The following is a 25,018-nucleotide window of genomic DNA, read 5'->3' as shown; positions in this document are numbered from 1 at the left end:
ATAATTTTTTCGATTAACAAATATTATTAAAACTATATTTTTTTTACAAAAATGTGGATTATTTGAGCTTTTTGATGGCATGATAGCGACTCTGAAACTATAAAACGATACTCCATCATCCTGAGGACAGAATATGATTTTTAAAAATAGAAAAACAAAGTCAACACTCATCATAGGATTCCTCGCAGTAGAAATGGTATTTCTTGCGGGACTCGTTCCAGTAATTCTTTTACTGAGGGAATCGAAAACCCTGACTAACGAAATCTACGCCAAAACGTACAAAAGTACAGAGATTTCCAAAGAACTCAAGATCAGTGTTATTCAAGTACAGCAATGGCTTACAGACATCAGTGCAACCCGCGGAGCCCCTGGTTTTGATGACGGTTTTGATGAAGCTGAAAAATACGCAGCCCTATTCGAAGAACAACTCAATGAACTTATGATTTTAATGCCGGAGATTCAGGAAGAAATAAGAATAATCAGAATAAATTTTGATGACTACTATTCCATTGGCAAACTAATGGCGGAAACCTATATAAACAAAGGGACCAATGCTGGAAACATTTACATGGAAAAGTTTGATCCCTACGCAGAAAATATCAATGAAGAAATACAGAAATTGAATGATGTCATGGCAAGGAATATGGAAACTGCCCTGAAAAAAGCAAACACAAATGTAACAACCTCTCTCAATTTATTAATCATAGCCTTCTTGATTTCATTACTGGCTGGATTGGTAATTGCATTCATCATAACGAGAAGTGTCGTAGTACCGATAAAGAACATTGTCAAACATGCAAAAGAAATGGCCCAAGGTGACTTTACAAGCTCCATGGCTGAAAAACTGCGGAAAAGAACCGATGAGTTCGGCGATCTCTCCCGGGAATTTGATTCACTTTCTGACAACACCCGCCTTCTGGTTCAATCCATAAAAGAACAAACAGGGACGCTCACATCTCTTGGATTGGATTTATCATCGAATATGACAGAGACCGCTGCCTCCATAAATCAGATAAGCGCCAATATTAAGAGTATCAAAAATCAGACAATCAATCAGTCTGCCAGTGTAGAAGAATCAAGCTCAGCCATGGAACAGATTACTCGAAATATTCAACAGCTTGATTCTCATATTGAGCAACAAGCTTCCAATGTAAGCCAATCATCCTCTGCTATTGAGGAAATGTTATCAAATATTCAGTCGGTCACGCAAAACCTGATAAGAAATACAGAGAATATGGAAGAACTCACCAAAGCATCTTCCTCTGGGAGAACTAATCTAACAGTCATTTCTGCCGATATCCGGGCAGTGACAAAAGAGTCTGAAGGCCTACTGGAAATAAGCTCAATGATACAAAGTATCGCCAGCCAGACGAATCTCCTATCCATGAATGCTGCGATCGAAGCCGCCCATGCAGGGGATTCAGGGAAAGGATTTGCTGTTGTTGCAGATGAAATTCGGAAACTGGCTGAATCCTCCGGCAGTCAATCAAAAACTATTTCCATTTCTCTGAAAAAAATCAAAGAAGCCATGGATAGAATATCTACTTCTACCGAGGCAGTTTTAATTCAATTTGAAGATATGGATTCAAAAATAAAGATCGTGACTCAACTAGGACAGGAAATCCAAAATGCTATGGATGAACAAAGCAGCGGCAGTAGAGAGATTTTTGAGGCTATCGGGCTACTGAATGAGATAACAAGCCAAGTGAAATCTGGTTCAGGTGAAATGCTCAAGAGCAGCCAACAGGTCATCCATGAAAGCAAGACCCTCAACTCCATAACTCAGGAGATCGCAAACAGTATGAATGAGATGTCATCAGGTTCTGAACAGATTGCTATTGCCGTGAATAGCGTCAATGATATCAGCCGGAGCACAAAGGAAGCCATAGAGACCTTAGGAGGCGAGGTGGATAAGTTTACAATTTAGTACAAGGAAAAAGACCTATAGCTAATGCTGCCCTCCTAAAAAAAGTTGCTTGGTGTAAAACCAGGAATTCAGAATCTGATTTTACAAACAATGATTATTTCCCCATAGTTACAATCATAGATTTAATATAAAGTATATTTCTGTAAATTATTAAAATTAAATGGATAACAATCAAATGAAAAAATATCTCGGAATTAATTATAAGATAACGATCCCCCTAGCCCTTTTGTTTCTTTTCTTTTCTGTATTCTCATTCTTTATGATTCATAGTATTACAGATCAGATTACATCTTCGATCGAATCAATTTGTCATGATTTAATCCTCGAAGGCTACGAGAAAGAACTAGGCAGTGTCACTGAAACAGCTGCAGGGATTCTCTCTGCATTAAATGATGTTGACTCTTTAACAGAGGAAGAAAAAAAAGATTTGTCTGTTAAGATCATGGACCCTGTCCGCTTTGATGGTGATGGATACTTCTATGCCTATGAAAAAGGATCCGGTATAAATTTCATCCATGGTCAGACTCCTTCAAATGAAGGAAAAAACCTCTGGGATTTACAGTCCCCCGACGGATCGCAATATATAATCAGAGAGCTGGATAAGAATGCCTCTGCTGGAGAAATGTTTCTCAAATTTTATTGGTCGAAACCGGGAGAAGACCCACAGACCATGTTTCCAAAACTGGGTACATCAAAAATGGTCAACAACACAAATCTGTGGATTGGAACCGGAGCCTACATAGACGATGTTGACAGCTCTCTGGCTGTGATAAGTACTAAATTGGAAACCATATTCATTGATGTTAGAAATAAGTTTATAATCCTCTTTCTCGGTGCGTTCTTAGTATTAATAACATTCATATTTATACGCATCACCAGATCGCTTCACCCCATCAGCCTATTGGCGACTTTTATGGATAAAACAAAGGGTATGGATTTTAGTATTGGATTTAAGTCAAATCAAAAGGCATTATTTCTGGATCAGACTCATATCCTAGCGAACAGTTTTAACCAGATAATTGATAGGATTTCTTTCTTTATGAATCAGTTAAAGCAGAGAATCCGCACCATAAATCTGAAGAGCGAGAATCTCGAAAATGAAATTGCACAGAACCTCCGGGATATGAAAGAAATGAACAATTCGTTCTCGACAATGAGGGAGCTGTACAGTCAGCAGGAAGAATACAGAATGCTATCAGAAGATTCAGTACTGAGCATGAATGAGAATATTTCCGAACTGGATATATCACTCAACAACCAAATGACGGCCATGAACAGCTCTACTTCGGCAATAGAAGAGATGGCAGCAGGAATTTCATCCATTAATCAGCTAACAGTGCGATCTGAAGAAACGATAAGTGCCATGGAACAATCTTCAGAACAGGGAATAGAATCATTATCAACGGTCTCATCCCTTATTAGTGAGATCCTTTCAGAATCTGGCAAACTCCTTGAAGCCAATGAGCTCATTTCCAATATTTCTAGCCAGACCAATCTTCTTTCAATGAATGCAGCCATAGAAGCAGCCCATGCAGGAGAGGCTGGAAAAGGGTTTTCAGTGGTAGCTGAGGAGATACGGAAGCTGGCCGAACTTTCAGCGGATCAATCCCTGATTGTCCAAAAGAATATACAAAGTATCACCGGAACCATAGAAGAAGCCTCAAAAGCAGCAGGGCAAACAGACACAGGATTTCATGATGTAAGACAGAATATCAAAAATGTTGCACAGGTCTTTTCTCAGATAGGCAGTTCTGCCAAAGAACTGAATGAAGGGAGCTTACTTATATTAAAAAGCCTTGAAACAATTCAGGAAGTGTCTAATCAGGTGAAAAGCTTTGCTGCTGAAATACTGGAGCTTAAGGATTCCATCTCCGAGGCAGTTCACAAGCAGAAAACAGCCGGGACTGCAACAGCCGAATCGGTCTCATCCATTGAAAAGAAAATTGAAGAGCTGGGAGAAAGCCTGACGCGAATTGAAAACATTAGCAAAGAAAATTATTCTGAAATCTTAGAAATATCTCAAAATGCCTCTGAATTCAAAACCAAAGAGGTCCTCTGATCAAACCAAAAATATCTGTGGATGGAGAGTTTCTATGCATTATGGAAGGCTATAAGGAAAGGTGAACCTCCTCATCTGCAGCAGTCAAATCAATTTTAAGAGACTGTCCGGCTTCAAACCTAGTGGTTTCAGCCACTCTTTAAAGGACTTAAGCTGGTGTGCTCCTTCTAATAGGTTCAAGAATGACTACAACAATTATAGATTCAAACATAAAGATTTCAACATCGGGAAATAAAGAAACGATAGAGAGGAGTATTCTCCCAACCCACAATATACACTCCAAAAAATGAGAACAAACTCGGATTGTCTATTTGACTCTCCTTTTAGACATATTCAGTTGGTCAGATTTCGGATGGAACTGAACTGTAAAGACAAGCCAAATGAATGCATAGGAGATCCCCTTGTGCCTACAGCCCTTCTAAGCATTCATTCTATATTTTCATACAGATAAATCGGTGACGGGATGGGTTTGCGCCCCTCACTTTTGGATACCGCTCCTGACTCAGGGACTTGTATAAATATACAAAGTAATTGACATATTATTGCACTATTCCTATGATTAGCTATAAATAACTATAAATTTATTAACCCATCTTATTTTCCAGGAGTAACACATGACGATTCTTTATGTGCAGTTTGCACTCTATCTTATTCTGATGCTGGGCATCGGATACTACTACATGAAAAGGACTGGCAGTAATGAAGATTATCTGATTGGCGGAAGAACCATTGGCCCTTTTACATCTGCCATTTCTGCGGGTGCTTCAGATATGTCAAGCTGGCTTCTTTTGGGACTTCCTGGAGCCGTATTTGCCAGCGGCCTTATTGAGGGTGTATGGATATCTCTTGGACTCGCTATTGGTGCTTATTTTAATTGGCTTATTGTAGCTGGACGTCTGAGAGCTATGTCAGAAAATATGGAAGCACTCACCCTGCCTAGCTTCATATCCAATCGATTTGATGATAAATCCGGGATTTTAAAAATTGTTTCAACTCTTGTGATTCTCTTTTTCTTTACACTCTATGTTGCTTCGGGGTTAAAGGGAGGAACTCTTCTTTTTGCACATACCTTCGGTGCAACTGAGCAGATGGGTCTTATTATCACAACTCTGGTTGTCGTATCATATACCTTTCTGGGAGGCTATATGGCTGTATGCTGGACAGATCTAATCCAGGGTCTTTTGATGCTGGCCGCCCTCATATTCTGTGCGCTTCTCGGCTTTTTTGCTATCAACGGTTCGGGTGTTGAAATTAGTTCAATCAATCCTGATGCATTTAAATTTTCCACCGGGTGGATCACAGCCATTTCATTGATGGCCTGGGGATTCGGATACTTTGGTCAGCCCCACATCCTTACAAGATTTATCGGAATCAAGGATATTCAGTCCGTGAAAAGCGCCCGGAGAATTGGTATTAGCTGGATGGTAGTGTCCCTCATTATGGCCATTTCAATCGGTCTGATCGGAATTGGTTACAATGCAATACATCCCCTGGAAGGTGTCGGTGGTCCCGACGGGAACAGTGAAAGAGTCTTCCTGGCCTTGACGTCTGCCCTTTTTCATCCGATTTTTGGAGGACTGGTACTGGCAGCCGTCCTGGCTGCGGTGATGTCTACCGCCGACTCTCAGCTTCTTGTGCTCACATCTTCCCTCACCGAAGATGTCCCCTTTATTCAGAAAAAAGATGAAAAAAGTAAGGCACTCATAAGCCGTCTTGGTGTTGTTGGATTTGCGGTGTTGGCTTTTATTATTTCATCTAGAGATTCTGGGAATATTCTCAACATGGTGGGGTATGCCTGGGGTGGATTCGGAGCAGCCTTCGGCCCCCTTGTAATACTGGCCCTTAGCTGGAGAGCCATGACAGGAAAAGGGGCTCTGGCAGGAATGATCGTAGGTTCTGTAACAATTTTTGTTGTTAAAAACTACATATCCATCGAAGGTGAATATTTTTATGAACTTCTCCCCGGGTTTATCCTGGCATTCGCAGCTATTGTAGTTGTAAGCCTTTTAACTAAAAAACCATCGGAAGAGACCTTAAAAAAATTCGATGATGCCAATGCAGCAGTAAAGGCATTGTAAGAACGCTTAAGCTGTAACAGACATTCGGGGCTGTAAATAAAAATTCCTCTCTTTTATACAATTTTTATACAAAGAGTTGGAGCTTAATACAAATTTATTTACAGCCTCGTTAAAGAGGCTGTACTGATTTATGGGAGCGTTATACAAATAGCTTCTTATCATGACCAACTGGAATTACTGTATTTCGGCATTCATATTCCACCAGGGATTCACTTGTATGGTCCAATTCCTACATTTTGGCAATATATGTCTTATAGTTCTTACTCATTTGTATAAAACTCAAAGAGTAAAACCATCAGGACCCCTCCAAACCTACTTGGCACGTTTTTTGCACTCTCCTTTTGTAACATGTTCTATATTACGAAGGAGAATCTGAATGTTACGAAAGAATATTTTACTAATCCTGCTGGCTATGATCCTGTCTACAGCAAGTGTATTTGCCAATGGTGGCACAGAAGAAATGTCAGAACTAAGCAGACTTGAAGAGATTCAGGAAAGCGGTAAGCTTGTACTTGCCACAGGAAACTACATTCCATTTGAATTTTTAGATGAAGAAACCAATGAAATGGTTGGTTATGACATCGATCTTATGCGCCTTATGGCTGATAAACTCGGTGTGGAACTTGAAGTGGTAGATATGGATTTCACCTCCCTGATTCCATCTCTGCAAGCAGGTAAAGCCGATGTTGTTTGTGCAGCGATGTACATCAAACCAGCTCGTGAAGAAGTTGTCGATTTTGCAACACCCTATATGGAAACTGGAATGGTACTGGTCGTTCCCTCAGACAATGAGACCATAAAATCTACAGACGATCTCACAGGATTGAGAGTCGGAGCCAAAATGGGCGCAACATCAGAAGCCGTACTTCAGGATTTATTGGATGAAGGTGCTGACTTCGAGATTGTAAGCTATAACGAAACAGTCGATTACATGCTGGACCTACAGACTGGACGTATCGACGCGGCAGTCAATGACCTGCTCAACCAGCTTGAATTCAATAAGACTATTGATGGACTCAAGATCGTTGGAGAACCCTTTACATCCGCTAAATTGGGAATTGCCGTCAAGGAAGGAGATGCAGAACTTTTGGCTTTTATCAATAAAAACCTGGAAGAATTCTCTGCAGATGGAACCATGGACGAGATTTACGACCGTTGGATTATTGGAAATTAAATATAATTGATACCCGGAACAGTAAAAGGACCTAAAAAACATGAATCTTGACTATTCGGTCGTAATAAATAAAATACCCAATTTGCTAAATGGATGCTTAGTGACTCTAGAAATATCTTTAGCATCCCTGCTGATTGGAATGTTGATTGGAATCGTGCTTGCACTATTTCGGCTTTCGTCCATAAAGCTGTTCCGGGCATTTAGCATGGCCTATATATGGGTCGTACGTGGAACCCCCCTGCTTGTTCAACTCTTCATTCTTTATTTTGGTTTACCTCAATTAGGAATTGAAATGTCGAGCATGACAGCGGGTATACTCGGGATAGGGCTCAATACAGCGGCCTATATTTCTGAGATTATCCGTTCAGGCATTATCGCCATAGATACAGGACAGATGGAAGCAGCCGAGAGTCTGGGTATGAGCTATCCTAAAGCGATGATTCGCATCATAGCTCCCCAGGTCATCAGGATTATTGTACCATCACTCCTCAATCAGTTCATCATCACCCTCAAAAATTCATCCATAGCCTCTCTGGTGACGATTACTGAATTGATGCGGGCGGGTAACCAGATTATCTACTCAACTTTTAGGAGTTTTGAAGTCTATACAGTGGTAGCCCTCCTCTATTTGATAATGTGCTCCGCGCTTATGGTGCTTTCGAAATATGTAGAAAAAAAATTGGAAACAGAGAAATAAATGTCAGAGAACATACTTACACTCGTCAATATACATAAACGCTTCGGTGATCTTGAAGTATTAAAGGGTATCGATTTTAGTCTGAAAAAAGGTGAGAAGATTGTCATCCTGGGACCCAGTGGCTCAGGAAAAAGTACTGTACTCCGATGCATCAATAGGTTAGAAAGCATCGAATATGGGCAGGTATTCTTTAAGAATAATGAAATCACCTCACAAACAAAGCTTACCAGACTGAGAATGGATATTGGTATGGTTTTTCAGCGTTTTAACCTCTTCCCCCATATGACTGTTCTTGAAAATATAATAGAAGGGCCTGTACACATCAAAAAGATGTCTAAGAAAGAGGCCATCCCCTTAGCAGAAGATTTACTCAAAAGAGTCGGCCTCTCCGATAAAAGAGATGTCTACCCGAATAAGCTTTCCGGAGGACAGCAGCAAAGAGTGGCTATAGCCCGCTCCTTAGCCATGAAGCCGGAAATACTTTTATTTGACGAACCAACATCAGCCTTGGACCCGGAATTGGTTGGTGAAGTTCTTGATGTTATGAAGGATCTTGCTGATGACGGCATGACCATGATTGTAGTGACTCATGAAATGCAGTTTGCCCGGGATGTTGCCGACCGGGTAATTTTTATGGATGAAGGACTGATCGTTGAACAAGGTACCCCCGATGTCATATTCACCGCTCCCAAGCACGAACGGACAAAAACATTCCTGAAGCGCATTATTCATTAAAGATGCAATGCAATTCAGTATTCTTAAGCTAGATATTGGATTGCAGACATTTTGACACAAATCCTTTGGTAAATATCCGCGGCCGCCAATAGGTCCTCGATCAAGATATTTTCGTTTGGTTTATGCGCAAGAGCAATATCCCCGGGGCCGAGAATGACCGTGGGAATATTTTTTTTGGCTGCACTGACCAGGGCATTACAACCATAAGGCGCAGCATAGTATTCTAGGGTTCTTCCACCCTCTCTTATGGATTCAGACACCAGGGCAGTAAATCCCTTATTTACATTTTGTGTCATCCAGCCAGGGAGAAAATCATCCATTTTCATGGTTTGTCCCGTATAAGAACTCAATTTGTAATCGGCAATTCTGATTTCAGTCCTACCCACAGCTTCAAGAGCGACCTTCCAACGCTCAAGAAATCCCTCCTTTGTTTCTCCAGGCAGTAAGCGGCATTCCCATAAAGCTCGACATGTCCCCGGGATGGATCCATTTCCAGGACTAGGCAGGGATGAGATTTCTACCAGCTCAATCACTTCATTCCCCAGGACGGGATGAGTTCTCTTTGAAAGGGCTCGGATTCTTTTTACAGCTTCCATCATTCGGTACACTGCATTATCACCTAAATCGGGACGGCTGCTATGAGCCACAGTTCCCTGGCAAATCATCTCTATACTCGCCCGGCCTTTCTCGGCATAGCCCAGATTCAGGCTTGTCGGTTCAGGGATAACAACGGCATCAACGGAGAATTTGTTTAAAATAAGATCTAAAGCCGTCCCGATGAGCAGTTCTTCGGCAACGGAGGCTGAGACAAGAATTCTTCCATGGATTTCTGCCCGGTTCAGGTAGGAGGCTGCACAAATCATGGCAGCAAGAGCACCCTTCATATCTGTGGTACCCCGTCCCCACATGCGGCCTTCTGAAAGTTCCGCACCATAGGGTTCATGTTCCCATGAGCCTTGATCCCTCACGGGAACCACATCCATATGACCATCAAAAAGGAGTGTCGGTCCGGGCAACGAACCGTTTAAAATTCCAAGAACAGAGCCGTATTCATCAACTTGAACCTCATCATATCCAAGGTCTTTCATTTTTTGAAAAACACACTGTGCAGTATCCCCTTCTCTTCCCGAATCACCCGCATTTCTAACCAATTCGGCACAGAAGGATATTATTTCATTTTTCTGATTATTTGTAAGATTCATTTTTATATCCTATTGAATTATCTGCTATTATACCCTGAAAAATGAAGAACGTCTCAAGGGTTACACAATAGAATAATACTGTTCTATTAAAGTAATTTAATCGACGACTAACTCAAAATGATAATGTCTGAAGCAGAGCAGAGAAATTAGATTTTTAGATATAAAATAAATATATGACAAGAATTATGTTTGGCAAAAGCTAAGACTTAGTACAAAAATAAAGAGGCAATCTATGACTTCTAAGACAGCCCCTTTTATTTTTTATATTACAAAAGGATTTCTAATCAACAACAGAAAATCCACCTTTAACCAGCTCCTGCTTCAGACATTCCATCTGCTCTGGAGGTGATGGTTTATTCGGGAGAAAAGGAACTCCGACCTTGGTACCTACTAGGTTTGCATAATCCTTTGTAGCAACTGGGAAGCTTGATTTATCAATTATCAACCTAATCGGATTTAATGCAAATTGAGCCTCAAGAGAACCCTTGATATCTCCAGAAACATATTTTTCATATATAGAAGTAACCAACTTAGGAGCATAATTTGCAGTGGAGCAGACAGCTCCCACAGCACCGACACCTAAACCGGAATAGATCAAAGTATCCTTACCACACATAACCTTGAAATTTACATCAGCATTTCGCCTTATGAACTCTATAGTTTGTGTTAAATCGCCGCTACTATCCTTCATTCCCACCAGATTGGGGACTGTATGAGCAAGGTCCTCAACAAGGTCCTGACTCATTGCATACCCTGTCCTACCCGGATTGTTATAAAGCAACACAGGAACGTCCGGTACACTTTCAGCAATTGATCGGATGTGCGTCTTTAGTTCATCATCTGTAGGTTTAATAAACATTGGCTGTAGGATAGAGATACTTCTAGCCCCGCAACGAACTCCCATACGGGCAATGCGAATGCACTTACTAGTTCTTATGGAACCAATACCCATATAAACAGGTACACGACCGGACGTTTGGTCTATAATAATTTTAAGACCCTCTTCCATCTCATTTTCTTCCATCATATAGAATTCACCATTTGAACCAAAGGCTAGAATTCCAGAACATCCCCCTTCAATTAGGAAATCAACTAGATTTCGGAGAGCATTCTCATCAATTTTCTCATCCTTAGTTATCGGTGTAACAATTGGGGGGATGATTCCCTTTATAAAAGCAGTATCCATTAATTTTTCCTATTTACCTATTTTCATTCCACTTACTTTTGCATAATACTTTGCAAGAGCACTGTGGTCGTCTCCGCCATTCCCATCTGCATGAAGAGTCTCCATCATTTCACGAACAGAAGCAGTAAGTGGGAGAGGAGATCCTGTTCCATGTCCTGTATCCATAGCATTGGCTAAATCCTTAATATGGAGATCGATCTTGAAACCAGGTTTGAAATTGCTATCCATCATCATAGGAGCTTTAGCATTCAAAACTGTGGAGCCTGCTAGACCACCCTTAATAGCGTCGAATACTAATTGGGGATCAACTCCAGCCTTTTTAACTAAGGTAAAAGCTTCAGAAACTGCAGCAATATTGAGGGCAACAATAATTTGGTTGGCAAGTTTAGTAGTATTTCCAGCACCGATGCTTCCACAATGAACAGCAGTTGCACCCATGACGAGGAGCAAGTCTTTTACTTCTTCAAAAAGAGCCTTATCTCCGCCAACCATAATAGCCAGTGTTCCGTCAACAGCTTTTGGTTCGCCACCAGAAACAGGAGCATCAAGCATCTTAACTTTCTTTTCGGAACAAGCCTTATTGATTTCCTGACTGGCCAAAGGAGCGATGGAACTCATATCAATGAGTATCATACCTTCCTTAGCTCCCTCAAGAACTCCCTCCTTTCCCATAACAACAGTCTTTACATGTGGTGAATTGGGAAGCATGGTAATGACCAAGGGTGTCTTAGAGGCCACATCGGCAGCAGAAGTACCAGCAACTGCACCAGCGGCTGTCACTTCTTTAAGGCTTTCTGAATTCAAATCAAAAGCTACAATTTCGTGACCTGCTTTCAGCAGGTTTTTTACCATGGGTTTGCCCATGATTCCCAGTCCTATAAATCCAATTTTCACTTCAATCCTCCAAAAAAATAAATATTTATAATCTGTTTTTAGATTTTAACATCTATACATAACAGATTTTTAAGTTCTCTATAGTCAGCAAACTACGACAGTAGCTTCACAACGAATGTGTACTGACATGTCAGCCATCTAACTTTAAAATAGGCTCACATATGATGTATTATTGGTCTCAGTTCTAGAATTTAATCTGTATTCAAAATTCATCCTTTACTTTCGTGGATTACCGGGGTGATTTACCGGCCAAGTCGGTTCCTTCCCAGAAAGGACTTCATCAATTCCCTGGGCAGCATGCAAAGCCATTCGCACCATACAATCAGTTGTAAGTGATGCATTGTGGGGAGTCAGCAGAACATTTTCTAAAGCCAGCAGCGGATTATTCTCATGAGGTGGTTCATGGTCATACACATCCAAAGCAGCGCCTGCTATCAGAGAAGAAGACAACGCTTCTACCAGATCTTTTTCCACCAAAAGCTCCCCTCTAGCCAGATTTATGAAGTAAGCACTTTTCTTCATCAGCTTGAACTGTTTGAGAGTAATGGTGCGGTCGTTATTACCATTTGAAGGATAATGAATCGAAACAAAGTCACCTTCTCTGAAGGCATCATCAAATGATTCTAATCGTCTGACATAGGAAGGAAACGACTTTGCATCTTTTCTAAAATCAAAGGCAACTACTTTCATACCAAGCCCATAGTGAGCTTTCTGTGCTAGAAGCAGACCTATCTTTCCCAAACCGATCAATGCTAATGTTTTCCCTTGCAGGTCGATGCCGATTGTCCTGTTTCGAAACTCGAAATCTAGAGAATGGGTGGCCCGGTTACTAGCGACCAAGTTTCTCCCCAAAGCGATAATGGTTCCAAGAGCCATCTCAGCAACTGTATTTGAATTAGAAGTTGGTCCATTGGTGACCCATATACCTAGTTCTTCTGCTGCTTTCAAGTCTACCTTATCAACACCAACGCCATGGCGGCTCATGACTTTCAGTTTTTTTGCAGCCTGTAATACTTCTGCATCATATGCTTCGTTTCGAAAAAGAATTGCATCTGCATCAGGAACATCTAGCAAAAGTGATGATTTATCAGATCCCCGACCTAACTTGACCAAATATCCTCTTTCTCTGAGAAAATCTTTTCCTTCTTCTGCAATATCATGAGGAATCAGAACTGTTTTCATCTTGTATACTATTTCCTATATTTTTTGGAAATTGCAGAAAAACCCTGACCAATAACATCTATGTCTATAGAATTCATGATCATCTGCATACGATCTTTATAGATATCCAATAAGGCGTCACCTGCATGCATGGAAAATACCTTGTTATTACGGGCAGCGCATTCAGCGACCTTAAGAATGGCATCCTGTACAAGCGGATCAAACAACTTCCCAGGAACACCCAGTGAGATTGATAAATCATTAGGTCCTATTAAAAGGACATCAATACCCTCAACTGCGGCTATGTCTTCAATGTTTTCGATGGCCTGGGCAGTCTCTATTTGTGCAATAGCTAGGGTTTTTTTATTCTGGGAAGCCATAAACGTCATAGCATCAGTTCCAATTCCCTGATATTCAGTCAAACCACCATTTGTTCCCAACCCTCTCTTCCCAAGGGGAGCATAGCGGGACCAGTCCACTAACTTTTGAGCTTCGTCCGCATTATTTACCATTGGCACCATTATACCTTCCACACCTGCATCCATTAGACGGGAAACGTAGCTTCTGGCAAGTTCTGGGACTCTAGCAAAAATACCCACATTGGAAGCTCTTGCAACCTTTGCAATATCTTCTGCATTTTCAATCGTATACGATCCGTGTTCCATATCTAACATGATAAAATCAAGACCACCAAACTTTGCAAGACTAGCAATTGATGTATTTCTCACCATTCTGACCATAGTTCCTATGATCCTTTCACCTGCTTTTAACCGTTCTACCGCTGTCAATTTCATTTCTTATCCTTATATAATGGGATATAACAATTCACTTTAAACCAATGTATTTTTATGTCTAGTTTTTCAAATACATTCTCAAATATCTGATGACCTACTATTTTTTCAAAACCCCACAATGATACAAGATTCAAATTGATCATATCTTTTGTGTAATAATCCAAACCTGATAAATTAAATTGGTCTTATGAATATATTTCAGAAAACCGATCTACATTTTTACGCGCCAACACACCTAGAGAAAGAGTGTCAGACATACAAGTCACAAGATGGGCTCCTTTTGCAAACTTGTTTTTAGCTCCTTCCCAATCAGAACTAAGGGCCATGAGATATTTTCCAGATGCAATAACCTTCTTCTCAATGGATTCAAGTGCTTGTTTAGCTTCAGGAACTTCTGGATTTCCTAAATATCCCATTGTTGTGGCAAGGTCGACAGGACCGACCATGATTCCGTCAAAGCCTTCAAGCTTGAGGATCTCATCCAGATTTTCAATTCCCCTGGGAGACTCAATCATCAAAATGAGCATTACCTCTTCGTTTGCTTTTACAAAATAAGAAAGAGAATCATTTCCATAATGAGCAGCCCTGGTACTGCCAGCTACTCCACGGATTCCTGCCATAGGATACTTCACAGCAGATATGGCTTTCTTAGCCTCCTCAACGGTCTCAACGTTAGGAATGATGATACCAAAAGCACCTGCATCCAGTATCCTTTTAATCTGTACAAAGTCATTCCAGGGAGCCCGCACAAAGGGTACTGCAGGATATCCGTTCATAGCCTGAAACTGAGTAACAAGGACAGGAAGATCAATGGGAGAATGCTCCATATCGATGATAATGAAATCCATTCCTGAATCAGCCATCACTTCTGCAGTGATATTACTCCCAGCCTGAGCCCAAGCTCCCAGAACTTTCTTGCCGTTTTGCAATTTTGTTTTTACATCATTCTGATTTTTTTTTAACATTTACAATTTTCTCGATTTCTTTCTTTTTCCAAAGCTTCAGACCGTCTATTGGCTCTTGGTAAAAGGATAACGAAAGCAATCGTGAGCAAAATGAAAAACAAACTATCAAAATTAGTAATAAATACCATTGGGTTGCCACTGCTCAAAGTGAGAGAAGTTCTCAAATATTGTTCGCATAGAGGACCTAAAATGACTGCTAATATGAAGGGCACATTTGGATATTTCTGTTTCTTGAAGTAATACATAACCACTCCAATAACCAAGGCAACACCCATTTGAAAAACAGAATAAGTAGCAGCAAAGACGCCCAAGATTGCGATCAAAGCTATCCCACTGTACAGGACAAGACGATTAATCCTCACAATTTTAAGATAATAGGGACCAAACAGAAAAAGAGATAGCGGTAAAAGTATCCCGGCACTGATAAGGAGTGCCATATACATTGGTGCAATGACAGCCATTTGCTTGACTAAAAGATTAGGACCAGGAACGACACCATATACCATGAGAACACCAAGAATAATTGCCGTCGTACCATCTCCAGGAATACCCAAAGCGAGCATGGGAACTAAAGCGCCACCACACATCGCATTATTTGCAGTTTCTGATGCGACGAGCCCATCAATAGCACCTTTACCGAATCTTTCAGGATGTTTGGAGGTTCTTTTGGCTTCTACATAGGAGACGAATCCAGCCATAGAGGCACCTGCTCCTGGTAATACACCGATTAGATATCCAGTAAAAGCACTTTTAATATATGTAAGGAATCCTATCTCCTTCATCTCTTTTAAAGGAGGAAAAAAATCTTTCCGTTTAAACTTTATGCTGTTAGCAGCACTTGTCATCTTGGAGTATTCTGTATTATTTACAGTGGCCTGGGCAAACAATTCACTTATAGCAAAAGCTCCAATTATCAATGTGGTCAAATCAATCCCTTCTATAAGATTAGGATTACCAAATGTGAACCGGGATACTGATTTAAGAGGGTCCATTCCAACTGTAGAAAGAATGATACCAAATGCCATTGAAATTATAGCCTTGGTTCTTTTCTTTTCGACTATAACAATCACTATAAGGGCAAATAAAATAAGGGAAAATTTACCAGGGGTCCTGATTTTCAATGCAAGCTTAAGGGCCAAAGGAGAAACAAAGATAAGCAGGAGAGCGCCAATAGACCCACCTATTGCCGAACCGATAGTGGCGTGTCCGATAGCTTTTGCACCCTGTCCCTTCTTCATCAAAGGATGACCTTCCATACACGTCATGAGTGCCGATGGTGCCCCTGGAATACTGATGGTTATTGCAGTAATACTTCCTGAATAGATTCCTGACATATAGACACCCATACACATAATCAATGCATATGTCATAGGCATTGTATATGTCATTGGAAGAAGCAAAACGATGGCAAGCATCGAAGTAAGTCCCGGTAATGCACCAAAGATTATACCAATAAAAAAGCCCACAAAAAGATACAAAAGGGCCAACGGTTGAAGAACAACTAAGGTTCCGCTGAGAATCTGTAGTATCTGATCCATAACTTACCTCCAAATCTCAGGAAATCTAATATCAAATGCGAATACATACATTACATAAACCACGATAGCAACAAGAAGAGAATAAGAAATTTTCTTAACTATTTTTTCAGGCCTATCGTCATAAACCAGCATAAAGAAAAACACATATAGAGGAGCAAGAATACTAAAACCAAGCAGCTCAAATAACAGAATAAACACGGCCATTATTAGAACAATCAATAATGGCTTAATACTCTTTCGGACATAAACTATTTCCTTACCTTCAGAAATCTCTGTTTTTACCTCCTTAACTCCATCAAACAGTAATTTGATGGCAGCAGGTGTAGCAATAAGAAAGATAACAAAGGGAAAAGAAGATTCAGAAAGCATCCTATTTACAATAGGAGGTGCAAGTTGTAAAGCACTGACCACATAGATGGTGAGAACTACCTGTACACATAAAGGAATGATTACCTTTGATTGTAGATATCTTTTTATATTATTCATTTTAAAAACTCCAAAGCACATCTCCAGTTAAGTATGTGAGGATCTATATTCAACAAAATAGAATTACTTTCGCATGGCAGTATGCATGCGAAAGTAGTTTTAATAATTCACAACAGAACCTCTGAAGTAGAAGGTGTTATACTCCTACAGAACACCAGCGTCCTTAAGAGCCTGTAGAGCTTTAGTTTCACCTTCAATCTTTCCGTCAATGAAAGCTTTCAATTCTGGTCCACTTTTAAAATCTGGAGTTACACCAACAGTTTTAGTCCATTCAGAAAACTCTGTGCTAGTTGCTGCTGAACCAAAAGCCTTAGTAAGTTTTTCGATAATTTCAGCAGGCGTTTCTACAGGAGCTGCAAGAGTCAAGAAAGATCCTGAGAGTAAGCTGTCGTCCAAGCCGAGTTCCACGCTGTTAGGAACTGTTGGAAAACCACCATTTTGAGTTGAGCTAAATTCTACTACACCGATTGCATCACCGGAGTTAAGTAAGGGTGCGAAGTCCCCAAGACTGGTGATTGCTGCATCAACTTCTCCGTTAAGTATTGCTTCTCGCTGAGGAGCGGAGCCTTGGTAAGAAATCATGTTGAACTGCACACCATAGAAGTCCTGAATCTTAAGAGCAAGTAAGTTTACTCGGCTACCAATTCCCTGATCGGCAACTTTAATTTTTCCAGGATTTGCTTTCGCTGCCTCAATAAACTCATCAAAAGTTGTATAAGGAGAGTTTTTTGTAACCATAAGCGCATCAGGCTCCTGGGTAATTAAAGCAAATATCTGAACTTTTGCTAGATCATAACCTTTGATAAGGCCGGTAAAAGGTGCATTGATGATTGAACCATAGTTAAAGTTACCAATTGTATAACCATCAGGTTTGGCTCCCATTAGCAAATTTGGTCCAACAGCATCATCGGCACCAGGCTTGTTAACAAAATAGATAGCAGTTCCCAATTCTTTTTCAGCAAGCTGGGAAATTTTTCGAGAGATAGCATCTGTACCACCACCAGCTCCTGAGCTTACTATAAATTCAACATCCTTATTTGGATATTCCTCAGGGGTACCATTGGCAAACAAAGCAGTTGAAGACAACAGAACACAAGCAATCATCACAATCATTCTTTTCACTTTCAAAACAACCTCCTAATGGCTACATACTTAGTAAATCCACTGTAGATTTGACTAAAAATTCGTATACCATCCTTTTTGCAATTTCCCTTATATACATAAGGAATCCAATCTGCTAATCACTGATTATCAGATTGGGATTTGTAAATTATAGCACTCAAATTCTATTTGTCAATAAAAAATTATTTATTACCAAAATCCGTATATAATTGCTAATCAGAATCCAAATTCTTTCTTAGAATGTAGCATATTTTCATACATTATATGTATTTGAATCATTTTTACTAATCTTCAAAATTGGCTATCAAAATATTTAAATGTGCTCTTCTCTGAAAAATATTCACTTGCAAATGAATTCTTCTCTCATATAGTTCAAGCAGATTTGAATGATTTTTAGATTAAATTAGTCTTAGAACTTCACAGGAACTGTTCCGGAGAAAACACCTTTTCTCATATGGGAAAAACCTTTTTTGTAGCATCAACAATAGTATCTAAATTGATACTGATTCTATGAGCAATTACTTTGAAAATATATTTCATCACGGTAATTTTAGAAAATACTTTGACATAATAAGTGCAATATGGCGAATAGATTGTATAAAATTGACTTTTTACAACACTTAATGGTTGAAAATATTTCATGTTCTATTTTCATAGAAATAAAGAGTCTTCCACTTTAGGTGTAGTTTATTTCTCTTAGCAAAAGTAAGATTAAAAAAAATTTAACAATGCCAGAACCCAACAGATACAATCATCAATCAATAGTCCAGTGCTAGCCTCTCAATTCGACGATTGCTGTGCCTTTCGGCTATTTTACCGGAAAGCAATTCATCTTGCTCCTTTAAAGCTTCATATAAATCCTTATGATCTTTTATTGATTGAGGAAATTCTGAAACAAAGTCTGAATATTTCATCCGGGATTCCCGTAGCATTGAATGAATGACATTTATTATAGAATAAAATAGAGGATTCCTAGAACATTCTGCCAATTTATTATGAAATTGCTCATCAAGGAGCACCATTTCACTTTGCTCTGAGACTTTATCCATAGAGTCAATTATGGCTTTCAACTGGGCTAGTTCTTCAATCGTTCTTATTTTAGCAACCCGTTTAGAGATGCCTCTCTCCAATGTAGTCTTCAATTCATAAAGGTCAAAAAGAGGAAGTTGTACATTCATATACAAAGCTTCAAATAACAAAGCGAATGGCCCGATAAGTTCAGAAATTCCCAGATTTGCCATATAACAACCTGAACGAGGGACTATTTTAATCAACCCTAAAGCCGAAGCTCTCATAAACCCCGAACGAACTTGACTTTGGGAAAGATTTAATTCCGAGGCAAAACTTCTGATCGATGGTAACTTATCACCAGCCTTCAATCCTTTAGTCCGAATATAACTGACCAATGTGAGCACCATTTTATCATCTTCATCGCGGCACATTGCCATCAAAATATCATCCATATCACACCTGCCAATCTGATTATCACATATTCAATAGAATTTGCACGGCTTCAGATCAGCTGTCAAGGAAATTCATTCTACTACACTGTAAATTGTTTAATTTTTGGTATTTAAAATCAAAAATTAGCTTTTCATGCTGAAAAATTAAAGATTTATATTTTATATCAGAGAAATCTAATGATTCTTATATGAACACTTTCTGATCCTATTTAGATCCCCAGAATAGCATAAAAGTAATAAATTAATAACTAGAGAGAAGCGACTGATCGAGAATGATACAGAGCTTACTCGCCCGGAATAAGATATAGAAGATCTGATATCCTAGCAGAGGAAGACCTATGATCGGACGGGAGGCCGTAACCGCTGGAATCCCAGTCCTGAAGCATTAGAAACTCCGGTCCCAACCGATCCAGCTCAGAAACGTTTGCTCTATATTGATCGTTGTTCTCATAGGGGATGTTTGCCAAAATGCCCTGACAGCCCAGCTTGAGATTGCTCTCAGCCAAGCGGCACATGGCTTTCAGCGAGGGAGCAGATGTTCCTCCAATCACAGGAACCCGCCCTTCACAAGCATCCACAACAGTCCTAACCATTTCCAGCTTCTCAGATTCGCTCAACACCCCTACTTCAGAGGCCATAGCGGGAACAAGAAAGCCTTTAACGCCTGCATCAAGGGCATAACGAACATTCCTCACAAGTGAGAGAACATCCAGCTTATCCTCACTTGTGAAGGGGGTGTTGAGAACGGTAATAATGCCTAATAGGTCCTTGATAGGATTCACTTACAGCTTACCTCATTGTCCTATAAAGACTCAGTCTCTTTTAAACCGCTGGCTCATCTGTTCTGAAATGGTATAAAACTGATCAATCTCCATTTCCTGAGACTTTGTGATCTGTCTCAACCTTGCATCCTGCCGCCGGCTGACGAGGTTGGTGAAGACACCCTCTTTCATCAGTGAATAGCGGGCATTGGCTGGGTAAAACTGATTTTCAATGGTTGAGGCAAAACCGAGATAGTTCTGCAATTCGACTGCCTCATCTCCCATTTCTTTCCAATCATGACAGAGCCTGTGATACAGATCGCTATGAAAATTGGTCATGATACCGCTGTATCCTGCAAAACCCTCTTTTAGACTCATTAAAAGAGTGGCTGCATTGGCATTAAAGAATTTAACCTTAGTCCCCTTAGACAAGCGGGCACGTTCTTTGATCATATCCGGATCACAACAGGTGTCTTTAATAAACTCAAAACGCTCCATGTTGATCAGTTCTTTTACAACTTCTGTTGAAAGGACTCTTTTATAAGGATAGGGACATTCATAAAAACCAAGAGGGATATCCGTAGGCAGGCCCTTCAGTAAAAGATCCAGATTTTTTAACCAGACCGAATCATCTTCCCAGGGATCAGCTAATCTGTTGCTCACCAAAACAAGGGCATCTGGACCTGCTGAGGCCATGGCCTGCATGTCATCAATTTGTCCTTCAATGGTGTCAGACACATGACCCGATGCCATAACGGGGTAATGGTCGCCGGCAAACTCAATTGTCTTACGACACAACTCTACTCTTTCTTCACGACTCAGTTCAAACATAGCGCTGGACTGACAGACGGCAAAAAGACCATCAATCCCTCTTTTGATATACCATCCAACAAGTCGGTTTAAGGCCTCAAAATCGATGGACTTATCTGTTTTAAATGGTGTTAGCATAGTAGGATAAACACCATTGGTAATTTCTTTTCTCATGTTAAATTCCTTTAAATTACTTACATTCCAAGTGCATTGGGTAAAAATGTTACGATCTGGGGAATGTAAGTTACCAGAAACAAAACACCGAAAAGAACAAGTAGCATAGGCAAGATTTCCTTGATGATCTCTTTCAAGGGTGTCTTAGATATGCCCGACACAACGAATAACAACATTCCAAAAGGAGGTGTAGAAAGCCCTATCATCATATTCAGTGTGATCATAACTCCAAAATGAACCAGATCAATACCGAGGGCATTCACAAGTGGCAGAACAATAGGTATAAAGACCAGAGTAATGCACATGGTGTCAATGAACATTCCAAGGATAATAAAAACAATATTGATGAGAAGGAGAAGAACATATTTATTCTGTGTCACTGTCAAAAGCCAACCGGCAACAGCATCTGGAATGTGTTCAATTGCCACAATATATGAAAAGGCATAGGCTGTTCCAACCAACAGAGAAAGAGTCCCTGTCGTTTTTATTGTATTCATGACAACCTGAATCAGATCCTTAAACCCCATGGCTCTATAAACGAAGAATGAAACAAGAATGGCGTACAATGCAGCCAAAGCCCCGGCTTCTGTCGGGGTAACGATACCTGAGTAGATACCACCAAGGAGGACAAGGATCGATAATAAAGCGGGAAAGGCCTTAATCGTTATAGCCAGAGTATCCCGGAATGCCAGTTTCTCTCCTCTAGGATAATTCCGAACGCGTGCAATAACAGCAATGTAACCCATGAGAGCCAGCCCGATCAGGATACCGGGAACCATACCTCCCATAAACAGGGCTCCAATGGAGGCTCCTGAGAGCATGGAATAGAATATCATCGGAATACTGGGAGGAAAAATAGGACCGATTGTCGCTGAAGCTGCCGTAATGGCACTGCTGAATCCCCGTTCATATCCATTATCATTCATCGCCTTGATTTCCATCATACCCAAACCGGAGGCATCTGCCAGAGCAGAACCGGTCATACCCGAAAAGATAATGGAAGCCACAACATTAACATGGCCCAAAGCTCCCCGTTTACGACCGACAATCGCATTGGCAAACCGGAATATCATATCCGTCACTTTTCCGCTATTCATGACTTCCGCCATAAACACAAACAGAGGCACGGCAATGAGCACAAACTTAGAGTTCATATTCGTTAGAAACTGACTGGCAGCCACACTAATATCCGCAGCAGGGCTTTGGGCAATGGCAAAGTAAAATAATGAAGCCATTAACATACCCGGTGCGATGGGAATTCTGATCAAGAATATTAATATAAAACAAATTAAAAATACGAGTAGAGCCAGATTCATGAAATATCTCCCTTCATCAGTTTTCGAACATCATGATATATATCAAGAGAATAGCGACCTATCATAAATGCCAAAAATATAACAAAAGGCATGTAGACCACATCCATTGGAATCTTCAGAACATTCGATTTTTTATAACCCATAAAAAGGACATACTTCCAAGAAGGAACCAGTCCGATGAGGAAGGAAATAACCAATAAGCTATGACCGCAAATGCGCATCCAGATCTGTGTAAGAGGTTTAACTGCATCATAGATCATGGTAAAAACAACATGAGAATTGTCCCGTTTCGCATACAAACCACCGAGAAGAGAGGTCCAGATGAAGCACATCAGCGACAATTCCAATGTCCATGTGAGGGGTTTAAGAAAATAACGAAAAAATATTCCTATTAAAAAGACACTAAAGAGTGTCACAAAGGCGGCAAAGGGAATGTAGACTTCAATTGTATCTACCAATATTTTCCCAATTTTTTTTAATCCTGTTTTCATTGAGTACCTTTTAAAACAAACCCGGCGAGATCCTTACAGGCATCACCGGGAAAATAAACCTTATTATTTGACCATTCCCTGAACCTTGTCGTACAGGTCCCAATCCCAGTCTTTAGAGATATCCTGGCTTTCTGTCATATACGAATTTCTTGCGTATTCGGCAAATGCCTGAACATCGGGATCTTCGACAATAATCAAACCCTCACCCCTGAAAAAGTCAAGAATTTCAGCTTCTGTTTTCAGATTTGCTTCATCACAGTAGGCTCTTGCTTTATCAACTGCTTCCAAAACCCATCCCTTCTGTTCATCATTGAAGGACTGCCACTTTTGTTCGTTGATGGTGGGCCAGGTGGAGTCTACAACATGGTTTGTTAAAACGATGTACTTTGTTACTTCATAGAACTTGGCATTCTTGTCTGTTCCAAGAGGATTATCCTGACCTTCAACTGCTCCGGTCTTCAGTCCCATATAGACTTCACCGAAAGACATGGGTGTTGGATTTCCACCCAGCGCTTTACCAAGAGCAATCCATGAAGGACTACCCGGAGTTCTTAATTTAACACCGGACATGTCTTCAGGTGTTCTGACAGGTCCGACTTTTTCAACTAGGTTGAGTTGTCTGGTTCCCAGGTAGTAAGCACCTAAAGGACGGATTCCCTGTGATTCAACAACGTCATCAAAGACCTGTTTTCCAATTTCGCCATTGAGGACTGTGGTCATGTGATCATATCCCTGGAAAGTATATACAGCTCCGAACATGGAGAGGTAAGGAACAAATTCTGCCAGCCATGGAGCACTGGTATAAACCATATCAACAGTTCCCTGTCTAATGGCATCCTGTTCTCCTTCCTGTGAAAAGAGCTGACCAGAGTGATATACGTTAACAACCATGCTTCCGCCGGAAATTTTTTCCAGCTCTTCTTTAAATACATTCATTGCTTCAGTATGTGCATCTCCAGGAACACTGACAGATGAGAAACTGATTTCAATGACTTTTTCAGCACCAGCTTCTGCCTGACCACTGGCAAATACCAGAGACATTGAAAAGACAGAAAGCAAAACCAAAGTTAATAGTTTTTTCATTTTGACTCCTTTGAATCGTCTATTAATATATTCCCGATCAAATCGGGTATGAAGATTGTATTATGACTTATGTCATAAGTCAACTTATAATTATATGTCTTGACATATGACTAAAGGGGGATACAATAATGTTTAAAACCAGTCTATAATCGTCTACAAGGAAATATGTACAAAGATATTACACCACTTAAAAAAGTAAAGATCTCAGATGAAGTTACTTATGCTTTGGAAAATATTATTGCTGAAAATAATCTTTCTCCTGGGGATAAACTTCCTTCTCAAGCGGAACTGTCAGAAAAGCTACAAGTAGGGACTCGCTCAATCAGAGAAGCAATCCGCACCCTTGAATCACGGGGAATGGTAGAAACCAGACAAGGAAAAGGCGTCTTTGTTAAAGAGAATAATTTGGATCATTTTTTGGAGATTCTAATGGGATCTGTGGTGTTTCACTTTCCAAAGCAAAAGGATCTGCTCATAGATCTTACAAAAACCAGACGAATCATTGAATCTCAGGCCATCTATGATATTGCTGCAAATCCTCCCAAAGGGTTCGTAGCACAATTTGCAAAATTCATTGAAGAGCTGGACCTCAAAGCCGAAGAAAACAAAATTGATGCTTACAATATGCTTGATTTAGAATTGCATAAATCAATCATCGATGCCACTGAGAATAAAATACTCATTTCTCTTTACACCCATCTTACCAGTCTGCTTATACGGAGCTTTTCTAAAACAGGCTATGTTAGAGGCAGCCTGGAAACTAGTATCGCCGACCATCATAAAATGCTTGAGGCCATTGTCGTTCGGAACTCAGATCTAGCCAAAAAAACAATGGAAAGTCATATTATGCTCACCCTCATGAAGGTTGAGAATCTTGATGAGTCTTCAGAATAAAAGAATGC

22 protein-coding genes are annotated in these 25,018 nt (G+C 40.3%); 7 read left to right on the top strand and 15 right to left on the bottom strand.

The features are described 5' to 3' along the window. The first annotated feature begins 133 nt into the window (after positions 1-133). From EXM22_RS16390 to EXM22_RS16365, 6 genes are all read left to right on the top strand, one after another. Positions 134-1,927 carry a methyl-accepting chemotaxis protein gene (locus tag EXM22_RS16390; RefSeq protein WP_149487556.1) on the top strand — a complete coding sequence of 598 codons (1,794 nt, stop codon included), beginning with the start codon at positions 134-136 and terminating at the stop codon, positions 1,925-1,927. 259 nt (positions 1,928-2,186) lie between these two features. Beyond that, positions 2,187-3,986, top strand: coding sequence for a methyl-accepting chemotaxis protein (locus EXM22_RS16385; RefSeq protein WP_168203574.1), 1,800 nt, complete (start codon positions 2,187-2,189; stop codon positions 3,984-3,986). Between the two features lie 614 nt (positions 3,987-4,600). After that, the gene (gene putP / locus EXM22_RS16380) at positions 4,601-6,064 is read left to right on the top strand and encodes a sodium/proline symporter PutP (RefSeq protein ID WP_210411511.1); all 1,464 of its coding nucleotides are present in this window, start codon (positions 4,601-4,603) and stop codon (positions 6,062-6,064) included. A 376-nt stretch (positions 6,065-6,440) separates the two neighbouring features. After that, positions 6,441-7,238, top strand: coding sequence for a transporter substrate-binding domain-containing protein (locus EXM22_RS16375; protein WP_149487554.1), 798 nt, complete (start codon positions 6,441-6,443; stop codon positions 7,236-7,238). A gap of 40 nt (positions 7,239-7,278) precedes the next feature. Continuing rightward, positions 7,279-7,935, top strand: coding sequence for an amino acid ABC transporter permease (locus EXM22_RS16370; protein ID WP_149487553.1), 657 nt, complete (start codon positions 7,279-7,281; stop codon positions 7,933-7,935). Further along, positions 7,936-8,670 carry an amino acid ABC transporter ATP-binding protein gene (locus tag EXM22_RS16365; RefSeq protein ID WP_425465765.1) on the top strand — a complete coding sequence of 245 codons (735 nt, stop codon included), beginning with the start codon at positions 7,936-7,938 and terminating at the stop codon, positions 8,668-8,670. It begins immediately after the preceding gene. A gap of 23 nt (positions 8,671-8,693) precedes the next feature. Here EXM22_RS16365 and EXM22_RS16360 read toward each other — a convergent pair whose 3' ends face one another. The 15 genes from EXM22_RS16360 to EXM22_RS16290 form a co-directional block, all read right to left on the bottom strand. Continuing rightward, positions 8,694-9,872: a M20/M25/M40 family metallo-hydrolase gene (locus EXM22_RS16360; RefSeq protein WP_149487552.1), complete on the bottom strand. Its 1,179-nt coding sequence runs from the start codon at positions 9,870-9,872 to the stop codon at positions 8,694-8,696. Positions 9,873-10,152: 280 nt separating this feature from the next. After that, positions 10,153-11,058 carry a dihydrodipicolinate synthase family protein gene (locus EXM22_RS16355; protein WP_149487551.1) on the bottom strand — a complete coding sequence of 302 codons (906 nt, stop codon included), beginning with the start codon at positions 11,056-11,058 and terminating at the stop codon, positions 10,153-10,155. 9 nt (positions 11,059-11,067) lie between these two features. Continuing rightward, complete coding sequence (garR, locus tag EXM22_RS16350; RefSeq protein ID WP_149487550.1) at positions 11,068-11,952, bottom strand: 2-hydroxy-3-oxopropionate reductase; 885 nt, start codon at positions 11,950-11,952, stop codon at positions 11,068-11,070. Positions 11,953-12,168: 216 nt separating this feature from the next. After that, on the bottom strand, positions 12,169-13,134 hold the full coding sequence (locus tag EXM22_RS16345) for a hydroxyacid dehydrogenase (protein WP_149487549.1): 966 nt from the start codon (positions 13,132-13,134) through the stop codon (positions 12,169-12,171). 8 nt (positions 13,135-13,142) lie between these two features. Beyond that, positions 13,143-13,907 (bottom strand): HpcH/HpaI aldolase family protein, encoded by a 765-nt coding sequence (locus EXM22_RS16340; protein WP_149487548.1) that lies wholly within the window; start codon positions 13,905-13,907, stop codon positions 13,143-13,145. A gap of 185 nt (positions 13,908-14,092) precedes the next feature. Next, a complete protein-coding gene (locus tag EXM22_RS16335; protein WP_149487547.1) occupies positions 14,093-14,872 on the bottom strand; it encodes an HpcH/HpaI aldolase family protein in 780 nt (259 codons plus the stop codon). Continuing rightward, positions 14,866-16,410 carry a tripartite tricarboxylate transporter permease gene (locus EXM22_RS16330; RefSeq protein ID WP_149487546.1) on the bottom strand — a complete coding sequence of 515 codons (1,545 nt, stop codon included), beginning with the start codon at positions 16,408-16,410 and terminating at the stop codon, positions 14,866-14,868. Before EXM22_RS16330 ends, EXM22_RS16335 begins: the two co-directional genes overlap by 7 nt. 3 nt (positions 16,411-16,413) lie before the next feature. Further along, positions 16,414-16,896, bottom strand: coding sequence for a tripartite tricarboxylate transporter TctB family protein (locus EXM22_RS16325; protein WP_168203573.1), 483 nt, complete (start codon positions 16,894-16,896; stop codon positions 16,414-16,416). Positions 16,897-17,040: 144 nt separating this feature from the next. Beyond that, positions 17,041-18,018: a Bug family tripartite tricarboxylate transporter substrate binding protein gene (locus EXM22_RS16320; protein ID WP_246157128.1), complete on the bottom strand. Its 978-nt coding sequence runs from the start codon at positions 18,016-18,018 to the stop codon at positions 17,041-17,043. 758 nt (positions 18,019-18,776) lie between these two features. Further along, positions 18,777-19,481: a FadR/GntR family transcriptional regulator gene (locus EXM22_RS16315; RefSeq protein WP_149487543.1), complete on the bottom strand. Its 705-nt coding sequence runs from the start codon at positions 19,479-19,481 to the stop codon at positions 18,777-18,779. A 284-nt stretch (positions 19,482-19,765) separates the two neighbouring features. Continuing rightward, entirely contained in the window at positions 19,766-20,263 is a 498-nt protein-coding gene (locus EXM22_RS16310; protein ID WP_149487542.1) for a dihydrodipicolinate synthase family protein, read from the bottom strand. Positions 20,264-20,293: 30 nt separating this feature from the next. Further along, on the bottom strand, positions 20,294-21,226 hold the full coding sequence (locus EXM22_RS16305) for a dihydrodipicolinate synthase family protein (protein WP_149487541.1): 933 nt from the start codon (positions 21,224-21,226) through the stop codon (positions 20,294-20,296). A 20-nt stretch (positions 21,227-21,246) separates the two neighbouring features. Further along, on the bottom strand, positions 21,247-22,542 hold the full coding sequence (locus tag EXM22_RS16300) for a TRAP transporter large permease (protein ID WP_149487540.1): 1,296 nt from the start codon (positions 22,540-22,542) through the stop codon (positions 21,247-21,249). Beyond that, complete coding sequence (locus tag EXM22_RS16295; protein ID WP_149487539.1) at positions 22,539-23,033, bottom strand: TRAP transporter small permease; 495 nt, start codon at positions 23,031-23,033, stop codon at positions 22,539-22,541. Before EXM22_RS16295 ends, EXM22_RS16300 begins: the two co-directional genes overlap by 4 nt. Before the next feature lie 63 nt (positions 23,034-23,096). After that, entirely contained in the window at positions 23,097-24,116 is a 1,020-nt protein-coding gene (locus EXM22_RS16290; RefSeq protein ID WP_149487538.1) for a sialic acid TRAP transporter substrate-binding protein SiaP, read from the bottom strand. Between the two features lie 165 nt (positions 24,117-24,281). On the opposite strand from EXM22_RS16290, the gene EXM22_RS16285 reads away from it, so the two are divergent. After that, a complete protein-coding gene (locus tag EXM22_RS16285; RefSeq protein ID WP_149487537.1) occupies positions 24,282-25,010 on the top strand; it encodes a FadR/GntR family transcriptional regulator in 729 nt (242 codons plus the stop codon). The last annotated feature ends 8 nt before the right edge of the window (positions 25,011-25,018 follow it).

It is taken from the genome of Oceanispirochaeta crateris, assembly GCF_008329965.1.
GTDB classification, from domain to species: domain Bacteria; phylum Spirochaetota; class Spirochaetia; order DSM-2461; family DSM-2461; genus Oceanispirochaeta; species Oceanispirochaeta crateris.
The sequence above is the reverse complement of the archived record's forward strand: the minus strand, read 5'-3'. Positions and strand labels throughout refer to the sequence as shown.